The 20,678-nt window shown below is 65.0% G+C and carries 22 protein-coding genes; 5 read left to right on the top strand and 17 right to left on the bottom strand.

Going from position 1 to position 20,678, the window contains the following annotated elements:
- Nucleotides 1–137: 137 nt before the first annotated feature.
- Nucleotides 138–1,058, bottom strand: coding sequence for a LysR substrate-binding domain-containing protein (locus tag PTE30175_RS18935; protein ID WP_150698619.1), 921 nt, complete (start codon nt 1,056–1,058; stop codon nt 138–140).
- A 227-nt stretch (nt 1,059–1,285) separates the two neighbouring features.
- On the opposite strand from PTE30175_RS18935, the gene PTE30175_RS18930 reads away from it, so the two are divergent.
- The 3 genes from PTE30175_RS18930 (at nt 1,286) to PTE30175_RS18920 (ending at nt 5,269) form a co-directional block, all read left to right on the top strand.
- Nucleotides 1,286–2,167 (top strand): NAD(P)-dependent oxidoreductase, encoded by an 882-nt coding sequence (locus PTE30175_RS18930; protein ID WP_150698618.1) that lies wholly within the window; start codon nt 1,286–1,288, stop codon nt 2,165–2,167.
- Between the two features lie 50 nt (nt 2,168–2,217).
- Nucleotides 2,218–3,732, top strand: a complete 1,515-nt coding sequence (locus PTE30175_RS18925; RefSeq protein WP_150698617.1) for an aldehyde dehydrogenase family protein — start codon at nt 2,218–2,220, stop codon at nt 3,730–3,732.
- Between the two features lie 160 nt (nt 3,733–3,892).
- Entirely contained in the window at nt 3,893–5,269 is a 1,377-nt protein-coding gene (locus PTE30175_RS18920) for a DUF3100 domain-containing protein (RefSeq protein ID WP_150698616.1), read from the top strand.
- 65 nt (nt 5,270–5,334) lie between these two features.
- Here PTE30175_RS18920 and PTE30175_RS18915 read toward each other — a convergent pair whose 3' ends face one another.
- A complete protein-coding gene (locus PTE30175_RS18915; protein WP_420819658.1) occupies nt 5,335–5,604 on the bottom strand; it encodes a hypothetical protein in 270 nt (89 codons plus the stop codon).
- Nucleotides 5,605–6,056: 452 nt separating this feature from the next.
- Between PTE30175_RS18915 and PTE30175_RS18910 the strand changes: the two genes are divergently transcribed.
- On the top strand, nt 6,057–6,641 hold the full coding sequence (locus PTE30175_RS18910) for a TetR/AcrR family transcriptional regulator (RefSeq protein WP_150698614.1): 585 nt from the start codon (nt 6,057–6,059) through the stop codon (nt 6,639–6,641).
- Between the two features lie 7 nt (nt 6,642–6,648).
- On the top strand, nt 6,649–7,623 hold the full coding sequence (locus tag PTE30175_RS18905) for a LysR family transcriptional regulator (protein ID WP_150698613.1): 975 nt from the start codon (nt 6,649–6,651) through the stop codon (nt 7,621–7,623).
- Here the strand turns inward: PTE30175_RS18905 and PTE30175_RS28775 are convergent.
- The 15 genes from PTE30175_RS28775 to PTE30175_RS18830 form a co-directional block, all read right to left on the bottom strand.
- A complete protein-coding gene (locus PTE30175_RS28775) occupies nt 7,601–7,945 on the bottom strand; it encodes a helix-turn-helix domain-containing protein (protein ID WP_224788857.1) in 345 nt (114 codons plus the stop codon). The genes PTE30175_RS18905 and PTE30175_RS28775 overlap by 23 nt on opposite strands.
- Nucleotides 7,946–8,053: 108 nt before the next feature.
- Nucleotides 8,054–8,764, bottom strand: a complete 711-nt coding sequence (locus PTE30175_RS18895) for an ABC transporter ATP-binding protein (RefSeq protein WP_150698612.1) — start codon at nt 8,762–8,764, stop codon at nt 8,054–8,056.
- Nucleotides 8,761–9,531 (bottom strand): ABC transporter ATP-binding protein, encoded by a 771-nt coding sequence (locus PTE30175_RS18890; protein WP_150698611.1) that lies wholly within the window; start codon nt 9,529–9,531, stop codon nt 8,761–8,763. The genes PTE30175_RS18895 and PTE30175_RS18890 overlap by 4 nt, the downstream gene beginning before the upstream one ends.
- The gene (locus tag PTE30175_RS18885; RefSeq protein WP_150698610.1) at nt 9,528–10,502 is read right to left on the bottom strand and encodes a branched-chain amino acid ABC transporter permease; all 975 of its coding nucleotides are present in this window, start codon (nt 10,500–10,502) and stop codon (nt 9,528–9,530) included. The genes PTE30175_RS18890 and PTE30175_RS18885 overlap by 4 nt, the downstream gene beginning before the upstream one ends.
- 8 nt (nt 10,503–10,510) lie before the next feature.
- Entirely contained in the window at nt 10,511–11,431 is a 921-nt protein-coding gene (locus tag PTE30175_RS18880; RefSeq protein ID WP_150698609.1) for a branched-chain amino acid ABC transporter permease, read from the bottom strand.
- The gene (locus PTE30175_RS18875; protein WP_150698608.1) at nt 11,428–12,324 is read right to left on the bottom strand and encodes an alpha/beta hydrolase; all 897 of its coding nucleotides are present in this window, start codon (nt 12,322–12,324) and stop codon (nt 11,428–11,430) included. Before PTE30175_RS18875 ends, PTE30175_RS18880 begins: the two co-directional genes overlap by 4 nt.
- A 23-nt stretch (nt 12,325–12,347) precedes the next feature.
- Nucleotides 12,348–13,541, bottom strand: coding sequence for an ABC transporter substrate-binding protein (locus PTE30175_RS18870; protein WP_150698631.1), 1,194 nt, complete (start codon nt 13,539–13,541; stop codon nt 12,348–12,350).
- A 233-nt stretch (nt 13,542–13,774) separates the two neighbouring features.
- Nucleotides 13,775–14,815 (bottom strand): amidohydrolase family protein, encoded by a 1,041-nt coding sequence (locus tag PTE30175_RS18865; protein ID WP_150698607.1) that lies wholly within the window; start codon nt 14,813–14,815, stop codon nt 13,775–13,777.
- A 33-nt stretch (nt 14,816–14,848) separates the two neighbouring features.
- Complete coding sequence (locus PTE30175_RS18860; RefSeq protein WP_150698606.1) at nt 14,849–15,394, bottom strand: 3-hydroxyanthranilate 3,4-dioxygenase; 546 nt, start codon at nt 15,392–15,394, stop codon at nt 14,849–14,851.
- On the bottom strand, nt 15,388–15,846 hold the full coding sequence (locus PTE30175_RS18855) for a RidA family protein (RefSeq protein WP_150698605.1): 459 nt from the start codon (nt 15,844–15,846) through the stop codon (nt 15,388–15,390). Before PTE30175_RS18855 ends, PTE30175_RS18860 begins: the two co-directional genes overlap by 7 nt.
- Nucleotides 15,843–16,649: a 2-keto-4-pentenoate hydratase gene (locus tag PTE30175_RS18850; protein ID WP_150698604.1), complete on the bottom strand. Its 807-nt coding sequence runs from the start codon at nt 16,647–16,649 to the stop codon at nt 15,843–15,845. The genes PTE30175_RS18855 and PTE30175_RS18850 overlap by 4 nt, the downstream gene beginning before the upstream one ends.
- Nucleotides 16,646–17,446 carry a 2-keto-4-pentenoate hydratase gene (locus PTE30175_RS18845; RefSeq protein ID WP_150698603.1) on the bottom strand — a complete coding sequence of 267 codons (801 nt, stop codon included), beginning with the start codon at nt 17,444–17,446 and terminating at the stop codon, nt 16,646–16,648. The genes PTE30175_RS18850 and PTE30175_RS18845 overlap by 4 nt, the downstream gene beginning before the upstream one ends.
- A 73-nt stretch (nt 17,447–17,519) precedes the next feature.
- Nucleotides 17,520–19,001, bottom strand: coding sequence for a 2-hydroxymuconic semialdehyde dehydrogenase (locus tag PTE30175_RS18840; protein ID WP_150698602.1), 1,482 nt, complete (start codon nt 18,999–19,001; stop codon nt 17,520–17,522).
- Nucleotides 19,002–19,236: 235 nt separating this feature from the next.
- Nucleotides 19,237–19,803 (bottom strand): SRPBCC family protein, encoded by a 567-nt coding sequence (locus tag PTE30175_RS18835; RefSeq protein WP_150698601.1) that lies wholly within the window; start codon nt 19,801–19,803, stop codon nt 19,237–19,239.
- The gene (locus tag PTE30175_RS18830) at nt 19,800–20,489 is read right to left on the bottom strand and encodes a LolA family protein (RefSeq protein ID WP_150698600.1); all 690 of its coding nucleotides are present in this window, start codon (nt 20,487–20,489) and stop codon (nt 19,800–19,802) included. Before PTE30175_RS18830 ends, PTE30175_RS18835 begins: the two co-directional genes overlap by 4 nt.
- Nucleotides 20,490–20,678: the final 189 nt, after the last annotated feature.

The raw sequence follows: 20,678 nt of genomic DNA, 5'->3' as shown, positions 1-20,678 counted from the left end.
GCGGTGCGCCGCCAGTCAGCCGCGCCCGGATGGCTTCTTTATACCTGAAATCGACCAGCGGTAACATCGGGCAACTGCTAGGGCGGCGGTTTGTTGCGTAAGAGCAACCATACTCCCAGACCCGCGCCATTGTTGGCTCAGGACCGTGCGCCGAAGGCTTCCATGCGATTGGCGAGATGGGTCAGCAGGCGGTTTGCTGCCCCGGACAAGCGGCGCCCGACCCGCGTGATCAAGTGCGCTTCCGCGCTCGCGAGCAGCGGATGATCGATTGGGATGGCGAACAATTGCTTCGCTTCGATTTCCTGCGAGATGGCGAAGGCGGGCAGGAACGTCGCGCCCAGCCCGGCCCGCACAAAGTGCTTGAGTACCGAGATCGAATTGGTCGTAACCGTCGGTGCGAGCCTCAGCTTCTCGGAAAACTCCGCCATTTCCATCAATTGACGCGTGCCGTATGCGCCGTGCATGAGTGCCAGGGGCACACCTTCGAGGGCAGCGAACGTGAGCGGCGCCGGGCGCGTCAGAAGCGGGGAGCCTGGGGCGACGATCACATGAAGCGGTTGCTGGACCTGCGCGCGGGAGACGATCTTCGGCTCCGCGGGAGGATGGTAGACGAGCCCAATGTCGGCGTCGTCCTCCGCCACCTGCCGCACGACTTCGTTGGTGCCGGCGAGGTCGAGCGTCAGCGCGATGTCGGGATAGCGCTGGCAGAAGGACTGCAGCGGCGCGCCCATCAGGTCGCTGACGAAACCCTCGCCCAACGCGAGCCGAATGTGGCCGCGGCGCAACCCCCTGACTTCCTGGAGCTTGGCCAGCAAGTCCTGTTGGTGCGCGCGTTGCTCGCGGTAGTACTCGATGAGCAACCGGCCGGCTTGTGTCAGGTACACGCCCCGCTTATGGCGCTCAATAAGCGGCAGCGCCAATTCCGCTTCGAGCAGGGCAATCTGGCGGCTGACTGCCGACGGTGCGATGTCGAGCCGGTCTGCCGCTGCCCGGATCGTGCCGCATTGCACGGCTTCAAACAGATAACGCAGGCGGCTTTCGTGGATTTCGGGCGACATGGGTGGCACAGGATGGCATCGGGAAGGAAAAAACGGTCTGCAGCGCGGGAGCGCCTGATAAAGACTAATTATTAGAACAAATATCATGAACCGTTGTCATTGAGCGCAGAATTTTTTCCTTTCACACTCCATTGCGTACGGATCGGCCCTTGGGGCACGCGCGAACCCAGGCGGCGTGCGGTCTCTGACGGACGATATTTTTGGATTCGAAGTCAACGGGAGTCATCATGAAAATCATCGGCGTGGTCGGTCTGGGCAATATGGGGCGCGGCATGGCGCTGTCGTTGCAGCGCGGCGGCTTCACGGTGCTCGGCTACGATCCTTCGCCGGCCGCCGCCCGAACACTCGCCGAGGCGGGAATCGGCATTCGCACGTCGGTCGCGGCCCTGGCGAAGGAGGTTGACGCGCTTGTGCTGTCGCTGCCGACCTCGCAGGTGGTCGAGGCGGTCGTGAACGGGGCGGATGGCATTGCGGCGAACGGCCGGCGCGGATTGCTTGTCATCGATACGTCGACGGCCGACCCGGCCAGCACGCGCAAGCTTGCAGCGCAACTGGACGAAGCGGGCATCGCCCTGATCGACGCCCCAGTATCGGGCGGCCCGAAGGGGGCATTGAACGGTGCGCTCACGATGGTGCTGGGCGGCAGCGCCGAGGACGTCGCGCGCGCCGAACCCGTGCTGGCGGCGATGTCGGCCAAGCGCGTGCATATCGGCGACGTAGGCGCGGGGCATGTCACGAAGCTCATCAACAATCTGATGTGCGCTTCGCACCTGTTGATCGCGGGAGAAGCCATGCGTCTTGCCGAGGCGGCGGGGGTGTCGCCGGCCCGCGTGCTTGAAGGCGTCAATGCCGGTTCCGGCCGCAGCGGCGTGACGCAGACCAACTATCCGACGTGGATTCTCAACGACGCCTTCGATTCCGGATTCACGATGAAACTGATGCGCAAGGACGTGCGGCTGGCCATGAACCTGGCCGAGGCCACCGGCACGCTGGCGACCGCACCGTTTTCAGCGCAAGCCGGACGCCTATGGGCCGCCTCGGCCGAGTCGGTCGCCGACGACGAAGACTTCAACCGTATCGTCCAGTTCATCGAGGGCCGCAAGGCTTAGCGTGAACAGGCCCTATCGGAATTTTGCATTTGCCGCAGGAGAAACGAAACATGTCACAAGCCAATGGCACCGCGTTCCTGAACGCCTTCGCCCATTTCTTTCCCGACGCCACCACGATCGGCTCGTACGTCGGCGGTGAACTCGTCGCCGGCACGGGCGAGGCGTCCATCGATCTGGTAAACCCGGCCACGGGTCAGACCGTGCTGAGCTACCGCGACGCGGGCGCCGATATCGTGGCGCGGGCTGCAGCCGCTGCACATGCGGCGCAGAAGTCGTGGTGGGGGATGACGCACGCCGCGCGCGGCCGCGTCATGCACGCCATCGGCGCCAGGATTCGCGAGAACGCTGAAGCGCTGGCGCGTCTCGAATCGATCGGTGCGGGCAAGCCGATCCGCGACTGCCGCGGCGAGGTCGGCAAGGTCGCGGAAATGTTCGAGTATTACGCGGGCTGGACGGACAAGTTCTTCGGTGACGTCATTCCGGTGCCGAGTTCGCACCTGAACTACACGCGCCGCGAAGCGATGGGCGTGGTGCTGCAGATCACGCCGTGGAACGCGCCCGTGTTCACCTGTGGCTGGCAGCTCGCGCCGGCGATTTCGATGGGCAACGGCGTGCTGCTCAAGCCGTCGGAACTGACGCCGGCCAGCTCCCTCGTCGTTGCCAGGCTCGCCGAGGACGCGGGCTTGCCGAAGGGCCTGATCAATGTGCTCGCGGGCTTCGGTCATACGACAGGCCAGGCGGCGCTTTCGCACCCGGTCATCAAGAAGGTCGTGTTCGTCGGCTCGCCGGCCACCGGCAGCAAGATCGCCGGCGCGGCGGCACAACGCCTGCTGCCGAGTGTGCTTGAACTGGGCGGCAAATCCGCCAACATCGTGTTCGGCGACGCCGACCTCAAGCGTGCCTGCCTTGGCGCGCAAGCCGCAATTTTCTCGAGCGCGGGTCAGAGCTGCGTGGCCGGGTCGCGCCTGCTCGTGCATCGCAGTGTCTATGACGACATGATCGACATGCTGGCGCGCGGCGCGGAAAAGATCCGCGTCGGCGATCCGCTCGACGACGCCACGGAAGTCGGCCCGATCTGCAATCGCACTCAGTACCAGCACGTCATGAACATGATCGACGCGGGAGTGAGCGGCGGCGCGCGCCTGGCGGCCGGTTCGCAGACGCGCAGCGAGGCCGGATTTTTCGTGCGGCCCACGGTGCTCGCCGACGTGACCAACGAGATGGGTGTGGCCCGTACTGAAATTTTCGGTCCGGTGGTGGCGGCGATTCCGTTCGATACGGAGGAGGAGGCGCTTGCCATCGCGAACGATAGCGAGTTCGGCCTGGCTGGCGCCGTGTGGACGCAGGATGTCGCGCGTGCGCATCGTGTGGCCGCGCAAGTCAACGCCGGCACGTTCTGGATCAACGGCTACAAGACGATCAACGTTGCATCGCCGTTCGGCGGCTACAACCACAGCGGCTACGGCCGATCGAGCGGTGTCGAGGCCCTGTACGAATACACGCAGACGAAGAGCGTCTGGGTCGAGACGGCCGCCAACCCGGCCACGCCATTCGGTTACGTGTAAACGGCGCCTTCCGGCGCGTATGGGGGCGCTCTCATACGGTGGGAAAGGTGGGTATTTACCCCACGTATAATGCGCGCCTTGCTGATTTACCAGGTTCGGGGGGCGTTCCTGGTGCAGAATAATCCGCACAACACTTGATTCAACCGTCATGGAGACCCAGATGGCAGTGATACAAGGCAAGGCGGCTCAGCCGCAGAAGGGCGCGTTCGGCGACGGCATGCGTCTATACGTATGGGCGATCGTCATTCTGGTCGTGGCCGAGTTGATCGGCGCGATCAGCATCAAGGCGGGGCCGGGCAAGATCGTACTGCTGCCGATGGTGTGGGCGTTGCTGCTCGGCGCGGCCTTGGGCCTGTCCGAGACGCGTTTGCCGCGATTCGCGCAGATCGATCTGTCGATGCAGCACAAGGCCGCGGCGATTCTGCAACCGGCCTTGCTGCTGTTTGTCGCCAAGCTCGGTCTGCTGGTCGGCGGTTCGCTGCCAAAGCTTGCCGCGGCGGGCTGGGCGCTCGTGTTCCAGGAGTTCGGCCACTTTGTGGGCACGATCCTGCTCGGCCTGCCGCTTGCGCTGATGCTCGGCATCAAGCGTGAGGCGGTGGGCGCCACCTTCTCGGTGGGCCGTGAGCCGAGTCTTGCGATCATCGGCGAGAAATATGGTTTCGAATCGCCGGAAGGCCGGGGCGTACTGGCCGAATATCTGACGGGCACGATTTTCGGCGCGGTGTTCATTGCGCTGTTTGCCGGTTTCGTGGCGAGCTTGAAACTGTTTGATCCGCTGGCGTTGGCGATGGGCGCGGGGGTTGGGTCGGGCAGCATGATGGCAGCCGCTGCCGGCGCGATTGCCGCGCAGCAAACGCCGGAGGTCGCGAAGGATGTGGCGACGTTCGCGGCGGCCTCGAACCTGATCACGACCACGATCGGTACCTACTTCACGCTCTTCATTTCGCTGCCGCTGGCGGTATGGGGATACCGCGTCATGGAGCCGGTGCTGGGCCGCATGTCGAAGCGCGGCCGCGCCAACGCGGAAGCTGCCGCGATTGCCGATGCTGAAGCCGCCAGGAATCTGGAGCAGGCGAGCCAGGCACACGCATCACACGATCTGCACGTCGGGCAGCGCCTGTTTGCCTGGGTGTTCTCGGGCGCGCTGGCGCTGGTGGGCAACACCATGGCGTTCAAGACGCCGTTGCTCGATGGCGTCCCGGGCATGCTGGTGATCATCGGCGCGGTGGTCGTCGGGGAGGTGGTGTATTTTGCGACGGCCCGCAAGGTGCCGGCGGTGTGCTGGGTCTCGCTGGTGGCGATGGGCCTGACCTCGCCGATCAGCCCGGTGGCGCCGCTTGTCGAAAGTCTCACGGGCAAGATCAACTTCCTCGCGCTCGTCACGCCGATGCTGACCTATGCCGGCCTGTCGGTTGCCAAGGATGTGCCCGCTTTCCGCCGTCTCGGCTGGCGCATCGTCGTGGTGTCGTTCCTCGCGAACGCCGGCACCTTCCTGGGCGCTGCCATCATCGCCCAGTTCTTCAAGCACACGATCTGATGCGGGCAAGCGGCACGCTTTGGCGTGCCGCTGTGCAGGCTGTCCGGATATTGCGGGGACATCGCCTAATTACCACCGCGTCGGTGCGACGGGTGGCGGTCGTCCGTGATCACATTCCCGATGACACCGCCGATCACGGCGCCACCGACCGTCGTGCCGACGTCGCCGCCGGAGATCAAGGCGCCGCCGACCGCGCCAACGCCGGCACCGATGGCCGTATTACGCGTCGCACGTGGTGTCATCGGCGCGCATGCTGACAATCCGCCAGCGAGCGTCACCGTCAATGCAGCGGCGGCCAACCATTTGCCGGTTACCCGAGGAAGGGTTCGTTTCATCGTATTCATGAAGCATTCCTCCATCAGTGGACTTCGAAATCCGCCATGCGGTGGGCGAAGGGCCCGTCGAAAGTCGTCACAAAAATTGGACGCCTCGTTTTCCAGATGGATCAGCCCAACTTGTAAGATTTTGTATCGTGCCTTGCCTCCTTCTGTGCACTGCCGCGGTGCCAGGCGCGGACGATCCGGCGCGGCAATGCATGGCGGCCAGCGCGTGAAGAATGCGCGATGAATGCGCGAAAAATCGGGGGGCGTGGCAGAGGACCCAGCGGGGTCGGCAACGTGCGTCCGCGCTTATCGGGGGTCGCCCTCATCGGGAAAATCCGGGGGGCGTTTCGGGTGTAAAAATCGCCGCAAGCCGCGCAGGCGCTGGCATACTGTGGCCGCCGGCACATGCTTGATCGTCGGCTACGCCATTCGAAGTCTCGTTGCGCGGCTCGCGCCGGCCACACATGCCTCAAGTTAAAAAAGAAGACATTCGCCTCGCCATCCTTGAGGCCTCGCAAGCGCTGTTCAAGGAAAAGGGCTACGTCGACACCACGATGGTGCAGATCGCCAAGCGCGCCGGCATTTCCCACGCCAATATCTACAGCTATTTCGCGGCCAAACTCCAGGTGTTCTTCAGCGTCTACGAGCGCTGGTTCAAGGACCGCATCGGCACGGTCGAGGCCGAGGTGCTGGCGGCCGACGGTGCGCGCGGACGGTTGCGCGCGCTGCTTAACGGGCTGCTCGTCGACACGCCCGCGCTTGACAACGGCTTTTCGCACAATCTCATCCAGGCCTTGGCGACGGTCGGGCCCGGCGATCCGTACGACCCCGCACTGCTGAACTGGTTTCGCCAGCGCCTGTCGGGCATGCTCGCGGCATGCGGCCCGACGCTCGCGCGCGATGCGGTGCGACGTGCGCGTCTTGTCGATATGCTGGTGCTGACATTCGACGGCTGCCTCGTCAATCATCACGTCAATCCGGCGACCCTGCCGGACGTGGCGATGATCGAGGAATACGTCGCCGCGTTCCTTGTCAACGAGCCCGCCTGAGCGGCCGATGCGTACGCCCAACTGGACACAGTTGTCACTCGGCCGCAAGCTCAAGTTTCATCAACTGCTGGTTTTCGATCGCGTGCTGGAAACGGGTTCGCTCGTGCGCGCGGCCAACGAAACCGGTCTCACGCAGCCGGCCGTCAGCAAGATCATTCACGAACTCGAGGCCTGCTTCGACGGCCCGTTGTTCGCGCGCAGCAACCGCGGCGTGCGGCCCACCGAGCTGGGCCTGCTGCTGGGCGCACGCGTCAAGTCGCTGATGGCGGAACTGCGCTACCTGACGGACGAGGTCAACGCGTTTCACGACGGCACCAGCGGGCACCTGATCGTCGGCACGTTGATCGTGGCGTCCGCCGAACTGTTGCCGCGCACGATTGCCGCCCTCAAGGCGCGTGCGCCCGGCGTGCGTGTGACCGTGCGCGAGGCGACCACGGCGCAGCTCTTCCCGGCGCTGGCCAGCGGCGATCTCGACATCGTTGTCGGCCGGCTGCCGGAGCAGGCTTTGCCGTTGGCCAATGCCTTCCCGCTGTCGCATCAGGTGCTGTTCAACGAATCGCTGTGCGTAGTGGGCGGCACGCGGCATTGGAACGGCCGGGCACAGGCGCTGCGGCTGGACGATTTGCGCGGCGGCCCCTGGATACTGCCCGTGCCGGAGTCGCCATCGCGGCTGGCCGCAGAGCGCCTGTTTCACGAGGCGGGATTACCGCTGCCGGACGACGTCGTCGAATCGCTGTCGATCCTGACCAATATCGGTGTAATGGTGCGCACGCCGCGCGTGTCGCTGATGCCGCGTGCCGCAGCCATGCCGTTCGTGGAGGCCGGACTGCTGTGCGTGTTGATGGATACGCCGCCGGGGAGTTTCGGCGATGTCGGCTACTCGGTGCGCGCCGACAAGCAGCCGAGTCCGGCGTGCGCATTGTTCATCGAATGTTTGCGCGAAGCGAGCGAGGCGCTCGCTACAGCGTCCCCAGACGCGTGATGGTGTCAGGGTAAAGCTCGACCATTCGCAGCAGCAGGACGGCCTGTGTATTCGGCTGCGCGCGGCCTTGCTCCCAGTTTTCGAGCGTACGCGGATTCGTGCGCAGAAAGTGTGCGAAAACCACGCGCGACATGCCGAGGCGTTTGCGCAAGGCGATCAGGTCGCCGGCGGCCATCTCGGGCATCGGATCAGGCCTGAGGGTGACGGTGCGCAGCGTGACAGCGCCAGCGCCGCCGCGCGCGTTCGGCGCCGGCGCCGGCGCCGGGGCAGGGATAGGGAAGGGGCCGGGCGCCGCCGGCGGCTTGCGGAATGCAGGATCCATGCGGGGTGGCAAGGGCGAGCGAATGGGCGAATTCGACCACGCCCCGGTGCACACGGCTTTTGTTTTCGGGCGAGAAGTATGGATTGCCGCCAGGCTGGCGGCGTCCGCTCAAACGCCGAGGTATGCCTGCAGCGACCCCATGTCCCGGCGCAACGCCGCCGAATCGCCTTGCCACGCCACGCGCCCCTTGTCGACGACGTAATGACGATCGCCAAGCGCCAGCATCGGCGCGAGGTTTTTGTCGATGCACAGGATGGACAGCCCGCTTGCCTTGAGCTGCTTCAGGCAATTCCAGATCTCGCCGCGAATCAGTGGCGCCAGGCCCTCCGTCGCTTCATCGAGAATCAGGAGCTTCGGATTCGTCATCAGCGCACGGCCGACCGCGAGCATTTGCTGCTCGCCGCCCGACAAATGGCTCGCGAGATGCTTTTCACGTTCCTGCAGGCGCGGGAACAGCGCATAAATGCGCTGCAGCGTCCAGGGATCGCTCGCCCCGTGCCGGTTGCCGGCCGTCGCGACGAGGTTCTCCCGCACGGTCAGCGTGGGAAACACCTGCCGGCCTTCGGGCACGAGGCCAAGCCCGGCGCGGGCGATGCGGTGCGATGGCAGCGCGTGCACCGGCTGGCCTTCGAACAGGATCTCGCCCCGGGCAGGGCGCATCAACCCGGTGATCGATTTGACGGTCGTCGACTTGCCCATGCCATTGCGGCCGAGCAGCGTGACGAACGCGCCACGCTCGATGTCGAGCGTCATGCCGAACAGCGCCTGGCTCGCTCCGTAGAACGACTCCACGCCGGACAGGGACAGCAGGGGGTTCATGCCATGGCTCCGGTCATTTCGTTGCGGGTCTCGTCGCCCAGATAGGCGTCGCGCACGTCGGCATTGGCGCGGATCGCATCGGCAGTGCCGCACGCAATCGCGCGGCCGTAGACCAGCACCGTGATGCGGTCGGCCAGTGCAAACACGGCGTCCATATCGTGTTCGACGAGCACCATCGCGTACTGGCCTTTCAACTCGGCCAGCAGATGCGTCATCTGTTCCGACTCGGCCTGGCTCATGCCGGCCATCGGCTCGTCGAGCAACAGCAGCTTCGGCTTGCCCGCGAGCGCCATTGCCAGTTCCAGCTGCCGGTGTTCGCCATGCGCCATCACCGCCGCCGGTACGTGCATGCGGCCGGCGAGACCGACGCGCGCAAGCACTTCGCGGGCCGGTTCGATCAGCGACGCATCGCTCGCCGTCGCACGCCAGAAGCCGAAACTGTGGCCCTGCAGCGCCTGGACCGCGAGCACCACGTTCTCCAGCGCCGTGAACTCCCGAAAGACGGACGTGATCTGGTACGAACGCGCCAATCCGGCACGCGCGCGTGGTTCGATCGGCACGGACGTAATGTCCCGGCCATCGAAATGAATCGTGCCTTCGTCGGGCTTCAGCTCGCCGGCGAGCTGCCCGATCAGCGTGCTTTTGCCGGCGCCGTTCGGGCCGATGATGGCGTGCAGCTCGCCGGGCGCCACGTCGAGGCAGAAATGATCGGTGGCGAGCAGGCCGCCGTACCGTTTGACCAGCTGGTTCACGCGCAACAAGTTCATGCCTTGCCCTCCACCGGGTGCGCGCGGCGCGCGAGCCGGACCTCCAGATCGCCGAGCAGTCCGTACAGGCCACGGCGCGACAGCAGCACGGCCATCACGATCAGCGGTCCGAAAATGATCATCCAATGTTCCGTGTAGCCCTTCAGGAGCTCCTCGATCAGCAACATGGCTGTGCTACCGATCACCGGTCCGACCAGCGAGCCGAAGCCGCCCAGCACGACCATGACGATCAGGTCGCCCGAGGCCGTCCATGCCATGTACGCCGGTGACGTGAAGTGCGTCAGGTTGGCGTACAACATGCCGGCCACGCCGCAGACCATTGCGCTGATGATGTAGGCGACGAGCTTGTAGCGCAGCGTCGCAAAACCGAGCGCGCGCATGCGGCGGTCATTCTGGCGGCTGCCGCGCACGACCATGCCGAAGCGGGCCTTGACCAGCCGGCTGCCGGCCCACAGGCACAGGCAGAGCACCAGGAAGGCCGCGTAGTACAGCACGTTGGGGTTGTCGAGCGTCACGCTGCCGAAACGGCTGCCCGAGGCGATGGACAGGCCGTCGTCGCCGCCGTATTGCTTCAGGCTCACGGCGAGGAAGTAGAACATCTGCGCAAAAGCCAGCGTGATCATGATGAACGCGATGCCCGACGTGCGCAGCGAAATCAGGCCGGTGATGGCGCCGACGACCGCGCAAAGCGCCAACGTCACACCCAGATGGGCGAAGCCGTTGTCGATGCCGTGATAGCCCATGATGCCCACGACGTAGGCGCCCAGACCGAGGAACAGCGCATGGCCGAAGCTGACCATGCCGCCATAGCCGATAAGCAGATCGAGCGAGACGGCCGCAATGGCGAAGATGACAATGCGGCCGAACAGCGTGAGGTAGAACGGTTGCTGCGCCAGCAGGGCGTAGACCGGAACGAGTGCCAATGCCGCGAGCAACAGGGCGGGCACGGCGGTACGCAGGGAAAGCTTCATGTCCGTCATCACCCGTGTTTGACCGGAAACAGGCCTTGCGGGCGAATCGCCAGCACGGCCGCCATGACCAGATAGATCAGCATCGACGCCAGCGCCGGGCCGGCCGTGTCGGCGGTGCTGCGGTCGAGCATGCCGCGCAGCAGCGTCGGCAGCAGCGTGCGTCCGACGGTGTCGACCACGCCGACGATCAGGGCCGCGAGAAACGCGCCGCGTACCGATCCGATGCCGCCGATAACGATCACGACCATGGTCAGGATCAGGATCGGCTCACCCATGCCCGGTTGTACCGACAGGATCGGCCCGGCCATCAGCCCGGCGATCCCGGCGAGAACCGCGCCGAGGCCGAACAGCAGCGAGTTCAGCAGCACGATGTTCACGCCTAGCGCACCGACCATGGCGCGGTGCGTGGACCCGGCGCGGATCAGCATGCCGATGCGCGTCTTGTGAATCAGCAGGTAGCAGCCGACGGCCACCGCCATGCCCACCACGATGATGAGGAAGCGGTACGCCGGATACTGGATCCCGGCCAGGTCGACGGTGCCCGAGAGCCACTCCGGCACTTCCATGTAATACGGCGACGGGCCCCAGATCATGCGGGCCAGTTCGTTGAAGAACAGGATCAGGCCGAAGGTGGCGAGCACCTGGTCGAGGTGGTCGCGGTCATACAGTGTCTTGAGCGCGACGAACTCGACGATCAACCCGAGCAGCAGCATGGCCGGGATGATCGCCAACGCTGCAAGCGCGAACGACCCGGTATGGTTGTAGATCGTGGCGGCGATGAACGCACCCACCATGTAGAGCGAACCGTGGGCGAGATTCACGAAATTCATGATGCCGAACACAAGCGTGAGGCCCGCCGCCATCAGGAACAGCAGTACCCCCAGTTGCAGGCCGTTCAGGCACTGCATGATGAATAGCGTGGGGCTCATACGGCCTCCTGTGGCGATGCCGCCGCCGGCATCTCGCCAAGACCCATCTGCCGGAAAATTGCCCGGGTCAGCGGACTGGCCGGATCAGCCAGCGTCAGCACGATGTCGAAATGGTTGGTGCCCGGCATGGCGACGTACTCGCCCGGAAAACCGAGCGCGCGCCAGGCGGCCAGATAGTCGTCCGTCTGGCGCTTGAACTCGGACGTTTCCGTTTCGCCGTACGACACCACGATCGGGCACCCGCGCGACGGCATGTGCGCTGCCGGACTGTTGCGCCGCGCGTCGTCGGCGCTGAGATGCATCCAGGCGTTGATGTGCGTGTGCGGAATCGGCGTGAGGTCGAACAGGCCCGAGAGCGGCGCCGCGCCGGCGACAACGTCTTCCGGCACATGGTATGCGGCATGCCACCCCGTTGACAGGAGCATGCCGACGAGATGCCCGCCGGCGGAACTGCCGCAGACATGGATGCGGCGCGGATCGCCGTTGTGTTGCGCGATGTTCCGGTACACCCACGCCAGCGCGCGGCGGTTCTGGTCGACGATCCGATCGAGCGTGGCGCCCGGGGCCAGCGAATAGTTGACGGACACGACGGTAGCGCCGGCCTGCGTGAACGCGGGGGCCATGTTGCAGCTGTCGCGCTTGTTCAGCGCGCGCCAATAGCCGCCGTGGATGAACACGAATACGGGCGAATCCGGCTGTGATGCAGGAAAAATGTCGAGCCCCTCGTCGGGGTGCTCGCCGTAGGGCACGTCGAGGATGCAGGGCACGGCGGCACGCGCGGCGGCGCTGGTCTCGGCATAGCTTGCCAGGATCTGCGCAACGTCGGGCGTGGTCGCACGTGCGTTGTACTGCACATCGAGCTCGGCCTGATCGAAATTGCGGTAAAGCTTCATGGGGCCTCGCGTCACGCCCTGGATCACGATTTCATCTTGCACTGTGCGGCGAGATCGTTGCGTTGCTTGATGACGATCATGCCCTTGGTTGCGAAGGCCGCGCCGGCGGTATCCTTGACCACGTCCACACGATAGAACTGCGCGATCGGGAACTGATTGCTGCCGAACTTGAACGCACCGCGCACCGACTTGAAGTCGGCGCGCTTGAGCGCCGCCCTCAGGGCTTCCTTGTCCGTCACATTGCCTTTCGTCTTGGTCAGCGCCGAGTCGATCAAGTTTGCCGCGTCATACGACTGCGCCGCGTACATCGAGGGCAGGCGGTTGTACTTCTTCTGGAAGGCCGTGACGAACTGCTTGTTCTCGGCGTTGTCCAGGTCGGGGGAGTAGGGCGCGGAAGTGATCGCACCGACAGCAAGCTCCTTGAGCGCCGGCAGCGTCGAGCCGTCGATCGTCGACACGGAAATCAGTGGAATCTTGCCGAGCAGGCCGGCTTGACGGTATTGCTTGACGAAGTTCACGCCCATGCCGCCCGGGTAGAAGACATAGACGGCATCCGGCTTGGCGGCTTGCAGTTGTGCGATTTCGGCGGAATAGTCGGGCTGGTTGACCTGCGTGTAGACCTCGTCGACGATCTGGCCCCGGTAGTCGCGCTTGAAGCCGTTCACGGCATCGCGGCCGGCCTGATAGTTCGGCGCCATCACGTACATTTTCTTATAGCCGAGATCGGTCGAGAGCTGGCCGCCGGCTTCGTGAAGTTCGTCGTTGTCCCACGAGGTCGAGAAGAAGTTCGGCGAGCATTGCGCGCCGGCGATCGGCGTCGGGCCTGCATTCGAGCCGACCATGACCACGCCCGCGGATGTCACCGGTTTGTGGATCGCCATCATGACGTTCGAGAAGGTGACGCCGGTGATCAGCGAGACCTTGTCGCGCTCGACAAGCTTCTGCGCAGCCTGCACGCCGACGTCGGGTTTGAGCTGGTCGTCTTCCTTGATGATCTGGACGGGCACACCGCCAAGCTTGCCGCCCTTCTGCTCGACCGCCAGCATGAACGCGTCGTACTGATCCTGACCCAACGCGCCGCCGGGACCGGACAACGTGCCGATGAAGCCGATTTTCACCTGCGCCTGCGCGTTGCCCGCAAATAGCGCTGCCGCGGCAAACGCCATGGCCCCCAGTGCCGCCGTCGCTTTATGCCGCATGGTTTTCGTTCCGGTCATCATGGTCTCCTGTCGCTGGTCGGTGCCAGGGCCGTTTGACCGCGTCATCGCATCGGGCAGCCGGCCGGGCATGAAATTGTTTAAGTATCAAATATTTCGGCTTCAAGCCTAATGGACGCTTTCGGGGTTGGCAAGCGCTTTCAAAAACACTTCGGGTTTCTCCCGATGCGGCAAGACCCGCGCGTTGTCCCGGCGGCGCGGGCCAGGCGTCGTTCGGCTTGTTGCCGTGGTCACTACGGCCGATTTCCAGCCGCGGCCGTCGTTTTTTGCGCGACGGTTGGCAAACCGAAGAATTCGACGGCGTTGCCCGCCAGGATGCGCGCGCGCGACACCGCGTCGAGATCGGTGCTGCCGCCGACAAGTGCGCCGATATCCTGTTCGCCGAGCGGGAACGGATAGTCCGAGCCGAGCATGACGCGGTCCGCGCCCATCGTCTCGACGAGCAGACGCAGCGCACCCGGGTCGAACACGGCGCTGTCGACGTAGAAGCGGCGCAGGTAATGCGACGGCGGCTCCGGACAATCCTCGCGCACGATGTCGCGGCAGTGCCAGGCGTTTTCAGCGCGGCCGAGCAGGTAGGGGAAGCTGCCGCCGCCGTGGGCGAAACAGAGCTTGAGGCCGGCGGGCAGTCGCTCGAACGCGCCCGACAGAATCAGCGACAGGATCGACAGTTGCGTCTCCGCCGGCATGGACACGAGCCACGGCAGCATCCAGCGCTTCATGCGGCCGTCCGTCATCATGTCCCACGGGTGCACGAGCACCGGGATGCCGTTTTCGCCGCAGTGCGTCAGAAATGCGATCAGATGTTCGTCGTCGAGGTCGCGCGGGCCCACATGGTTGCCGATCTGCACGCCCACATGACCGTCGGCCTTGGCGCGCGATGCTTCGCGGCAGGCAAGGTCGAGATCCTGCAGCGGGACCTGTGCCATGGCCTTCAGGCGCGAGGGGGCGTAGGCGCAGTGGGCCAGCGCGAGATCGTTCATGCGAGCGGCCCAGTCCGCAGCAGCGCGCGGCGCGGCCGAATAGCCGAACATCACCGGCGTGGCGCAGACAATTTGCATATCGACGCCGTGACGGTCCAGTTCCTCGACGCGCAGCGCCGGGTCCCACAGGGCGCGGTAGACGGGGCGGAACGGTTTGTCGCTGATCATGATCTGCCCGGTTTGCCCATCGGCACCGGGCCGGAGCCACGGCGCCCGATCGGCGTCGAAGCGGGCGGCCATTTCCCGCGAAATCGGCGGGAAGAGGTGAGCGTGCATGTCGATCTTGTTCATGAGGATGACGATATATGAGCGGAGCGGACGGACTCAGGCAGACGCAGGCACCGGCGGCGCGGCGCGCCCCGGGTGCACCTGCCCGCAGTTCGGGCAGCGGCGCAGCGTTTCGTTGGCGTAGAACGCTTCGAACAGCGGCGGCAGGTCCTTGACGATGCTCTTGAGTTGGACTTCGACACGATGCACGCGCGTGCCGCAGTCGAGGCAATACCATTCAAAGCCATCGAGCAGGCCGGTCGGGCGCTGGCGTTCGACAACGAGACACAGGCTGCCCGCTTCCGGCCGTTGCGGCGAATGGCGCACGTGCGGCGGCAGCAGGAAGATGTCGCCCTCCTTGAGATCGACGCGCTCGGCGCGGCCATCGATCCAGAGATTGACCCAGGCGTTGCCTTTGAGCTGATAGAAAAATTCCTCGAGCGGATCGTCGTGATAGTCGGTGCGGTGATTCGGCCCGCCGACGACGGTCACGATGAAATCGCTGTCCTGCCAGACCTGCTGATTGCCGACCGGCGGCTTGAGCAGGTGCGCGTGATCGTCGATCCAGCGCTGGAAATTGAGGGGGGTGCCATACGTCAGCATGCTGTCTCCCGGGGCAGCGGCGCATAGGCGACCGCCTTGATCTCGATGAGCAAATGCGCGTGCGGCAATTGATGCACTGCCACGGTGGTGCGCGTCGGACCGGTTTCGTCGAAGAATTCGCCATAGACGGCGTTGTAGCCGCCAAAGTCGTTCATATTGACGAGGTACGTGCAGATCTCGACCACGTTCGCAAGCGATGCCCCCTCGCTGGCCAGGATGTCGCCGATGTTTTCGATGACCGCACGTGTCTGGGCACGGATATCGAGCGCGGTGGTGCCCATGGCATCGACTTCCACGCCCGCAAAACTGTTGTCGGGCCGGCGCGAGCTGGTGCCGGACACGAACAGGAAATCGCCGGCGCGCTTGATGTGCGGATACTTCCCGCGCGGCGTGGCCTTGCCCGCTACGACGCGGGCGCGCACCTCTTGTGGGTTCGGAGTGGCGGCGTTCATGCGGAAACGACTCCCTGTGCGGCAGCGGTGGCGAATTCGGCGCGCCCGAGGCGGCCGAGTTCGGCCGACACGTGCATGCCGGGCGCGAGCGCGACGGCGGCGGTGGCCGCACCAGCGAAAATCAGCGAGCCGGCCGGCAAGGAAAACCCGGCGGCATGCAGTTGCTGCGAGGCCTGCACCAGGGCACGCAGCGGATGGCCGAGTATCGCGGCGGTCGAGCCGGTCTCGACAGGGCGTCCGTCGATGCGCAGCTGCACGCCGGTGTTTGCGAGCGCATCGAAGTCGCGCGAGAACGCGCCGACCACGAAGCCCGCAGAGGAGCAATTGTCCGCGACGACGTCTTCGAGCGTGAACTTGAAGTCGCGATAACGCGAGTCGATGATCTCGACGGCAGGCGCGACGGCTTCCAGGTAATCCACCGCTTCGAGCGCAGTCAGCGGCCGGTCGATCACGCGGCGGGTGACGAAGCAGACTTCCGGCTCCGCGCGCGGGTGAATGAAACGGTCCAGGGCAACATGCCCGCCGTCCTCTTCCCGCATCGCGTCCGTCAGCCAGCCCCAGATCAACGCATGCACGCCCATCTGGATCATTTTGGCGCGGCTGGTGAAGCCGAGCTTGATGCCGACCGGCTGTTCGCCGCGCAGGTAGCGGCGCGCCATCGAGGCGCGCTGTATGCGATAGGCTTCGTCGAGCGAAAACGGCGTTTCAAGCGTGGTCTGGGCAACGGCATTGGCGTTGCGTGCGGCGTCGTCGAGCCGTGCGGCGATCGCCTCGACCTGTGTCGTGTTCAGGGCACCGCTCATGCTGTCTCCTTGCCGAATACGGCGCGAACTTCGCCGAGACCTTCCACGCGCGCGACAAAGGCGTCGCCGCCGCGCACCGGCGCCATCGGCCCCAGCGCGCCGGTCAGTATCACGTCCCCCGCCTGCAGCGGCGCGCCCATGCGGACCATCATGTCGGCCAGCCAGACCGCGGCGTTCAGCGGATTGCCCAGACACGCCGCGCCGGCGCCGACGGACACCTGTTCACCGTGGCGCTCCATGACCATGCCGCAATTGACGAGGTCGAACGCATCGAGCTTGACCGGCCGCGAGCCCAGCACGAACAGCCCCGACGACGCATTGTCGGCGATCGTGTCCGAAAGGCGGATGTCCCAGTTCGCGATGCGGCTGCCGACGATTTCGATCGCCGGCAGGGCGAACGCCGTCGCGCGCAGGATGTCGGCGTACGTGTGGCGCGCGTGCGCCAGCGGATGTTCCAGCACCAGCGCAATTTCCGCTTCGACCTTTGGCTGCAGGGTGCGCGCGAGCGGGATTTCCTCGCCGTCGCCGTATGCCATGTCGACGAACAGCATGCCGAAATCGGGGGAATCGACGCCGAGTTGGCGCTGGACCGCGTGCGATGTCAGGCCGATCTTGCGGCCGACGCTGCGCGCGCCTGCCGCGAGTTTGCGCTGCGTGTTGATGGATTGAATGCGATACGCGGCGGCGACAGGGTCGTCGCCCCATGCAGCGATCGTGTCACGCAGCGGCGCGATCGGTGTGCGGGTGCATTCGGCGTCCCACAGTGCGTCGGCAGCTTGTAGCAATCTGTCGGTCATGTTGTCTCCTGGTTACCGGGGGCCGCGGCGTGCGCCGACACGTTCGTTCGACGCGAAAGGTGCCGCGGCTCGCTCAGAGTTTGATGCAGATATTGGTGATTTCGGAATAGAAGTCCAACGAGTGGCGTCCGCCTTCGCGGCCAAGTCCCGACAGCTTCACGCCGCCGAACGGCGTGCGCAGGTCACGCAGGAACCAGGTATTGACCCAGACGAGTCCCGTCTGGAAGCGACGCGCGACGCGATGCGCGCGCGACAGGTTGGTCGTCCAGACGCATCCGGCCAGACCGTAGGCGCTGTCGTTCACGCGGCGCACCACTTCGTCCTCGCTGTCGAACGGCGCGACATGACACACCGGGCCGAAGATTTCCTCGGTGACACAGCGGGCGGTATCGGGCAGTCCGGTCCAGATCGTCGGCTGCACGAACGCCCCATCGTCACGGCTGTCGCCAAAATGCGGCACGCCGCCGCCTGTCACGATCGTGGCGCCTTCCTGTTCCGCGAGCTTGAAGTAAGACAGCACCTTCTCGCGGTGGGCGCGCGAGACCAGCGGACCCATCTGCACGCCGGCAGCATCGGGTGCATCGATGCGCAAGGCTTCCGCCTTCGCCTTCAGCGCGGCGACGAATCGCTCGAAGATCGGACGTTCGACATACACACGCTCGGAGCACAGGCATACCTGCCCGGCATTGGTGAACGACGAGCGCATGACCCCGTCGACCGCCGCGTCGAATTCGGCGTCGGCGAATACCACCGCAGCGTTCTTGCCGCCCAGCTCGAACGAGATTTCCTTCACGCCGTCGGCAACCGCCTTCATGATTGTGCTGCCGGTCTTCGATTCACCAGTGAAGGTGACGGCGCTCACGCCCGGATGGCGCGTGAGGCATTCGCCGGCCGAGTTCGGTCCGAAACCGTGCACGAGGTTGAATACGCCGGGCGGCACGCCCGCTGCGTCGATCACTTCGGCCAGCAGGGTGGCGGACGACGGCGTTTCTTCCGATGGCTTGGCCACGACGCAGTTGCCCATCGCCAGCGCCGGTGCGACTTTCCACGAGAACAGCAGCAAGGGCAGGTTCCACGGCGAGATGATACCGATTACGCCGAGCGGCTTGCGCGTGACATAGTTGATCACGTCGGCGCCGTCGGCCGTGCGCATTTCATAGAGATCGCTGCCGGCGGTCTTGATCAGATCGGCGAAGGTGCGGAAGTTCGCGATGCCGCGCGCGATATCGAGCGTGCGGGCTTGTTCGACCGGCCGGCCCGTGTCGGCAACTTCCGCGGCGACGAACTCGTCGAAGCGCGCCTGAATGCCGTCGGCGATGCGATGCAGCACGGCGGCGCGCTCGGCAGGGCTGGTTGCGCCCCACGGCCCCGACAGCGCGGCGCGCGCGGCGGTGACTGCGCGATCGACGGTGGCGGCGTCGGCTTCGCAGACCCGGGCGACGAGATGCCCGTCGACCGGACTGGTGTTGTCGAAATGCGTGGGAGTCTCGACGAAGGCGCCGTCGACATAGTGCCGCAGCAGCTTGGCGGATGAAACGGACTGGACTGAACTCACGGTGTCTCCGGCTTCGGTCCGCGCGCCCGGAAAGAGCGGACGGTCCACGTGTCATGGGATAGCCGTAGTCTAAGCGTCGACCAGTATAAAAAATAATGAAAAATGTGGTTTCTGATATTTCCTACTGGAATATCAGGGAAGCCCGGGCTGAAATCTCGGCGTTGCGGCCGCGCCCGGCCGGCCGAAGCCGAAATGGGCGAGCACTGCCACGCCGCCGCATGCCGCGTTGCGCGGCTCAGGTGTCGCGTTTGGGTTCGTTTCGTGCACGTAACGCCCGCAGCGTACGCGCTGTGCGCATTTCGCCGATGGCTGCCGGTGGCGCGTCGGTGTCGAGGACTTCGACCACATGCGCATTGAGGAAATCGGCCAGACCTTGCGCACCCCGCCGCATCACAAAGTCGTGGTTCCATTTGAACAGCGGGCGTGCAATCGGTGCGAGACGGTTCATCCATGCGCGTCTCGTATGCACATGCCAATCGTAGCGCACGACCGTCACGGCGCCCTCGGTGTCGAAGCGCCAGCGGCCCACGCCTTCGAGTTCGCCGGATGCCGCGCCTTCAATCAGCCGCATCGGCTCCACGCGTGTCACACGCATGTCGAATGTCAGCGAGTACGGCAACGCGCCGCGCCATTTGAATTGCCGCACCGTGCCAACGCCTGATTCGTCCCCGTGACGCATTTCACGCACGCTGCGTACACAAGGCCACCAGCCGGGCCAGTGCTCGGCATCGCGAATGGCCTCCCAGACTTCGGGCAGCGGCGCCGTAAGCCGCCACAGGGTGAGAAAGCGGTATTTGTTCATGGTGCGCGCTCCGTGGGTACCGTCGTCGCTTTACTACCGGCCGTCCTGGTTTCGAACAGCGCGGCGGGCAGGACAGGGTCGATTTCCGCGTCGTCCATCAACACGGTTTCGATCCGTTTGCCATGTGCATCGGTGGTTTCAACCTTCATCGGAAACTGGGCGTCGAGTGATAGCCAGATGTCGAATCGATGGGGGGCGCCGGTGACGCCGGAGGTGTCTGCGTCGATGGCCGCAACATGCCGCGCTGGCCGGCCGCCGACGATTTCCGTGCCGAATTCGATCAGCGTGCCGCGCGTCGCGAGCATGCGCGCCTGCGTCAGCATTTCGCCGACATCGGCGTGATTGACCCGATGCCCGTGCGGTCCCCGCAACAGCGGGTTGTCCGGGCTCAGCAGGAGTGTGGGAAAGCGGTCCGGACCACGCGGCCACAGAGTGACTTCCCTGGTTTGGGGGTTATAGACGAGCGCGGCGCCCGGATGCGGGGTTACGAACTCCATCCTGACCCAGCCGGGCTTCTTGTAGACATAGCGGAGTTCCTGACGGGCATGCCCGTCGGTTGAACGAAGCGTGACACGGTAGGCGGTCAACGCATCGAAGCGGGCGAGCGCCGCCGCAAGCGGATCGGCGTGCGTGCCTGCAGTGGATAGGGCGACAGCCGCATAAGCGGCAAGCGCGAATGTCAGCATGACGGTACGCCGGCGAAGGCGCCGTTGGACAACGAAGCAATCAGATCAGATCAGTATAGGAGCGATCCGCAAACGCTGCCTTCGGCCTTTCCCGAGGCACGCGTGTAACGTCCATGAAATGTTGCCTCGCAGCACGCAAAACACGCGTGGTCTACGCAACGCTGCGTCACGCTGACGCTGTCATGAAAA

It is taken from the genome of Pandoraea terrae, assembly GCF_902459695.1.
Classification (GTDB): domain Bacteria; phylum Pseudomonadota; class Gammaproteobacteria; order Burkholderiales; family Burkholderiaceae; genus Pandoraea; species Pandoraea terrae.
This window is presented reverse-complemented; position numbering and strand designations above follow the sequence as displayed.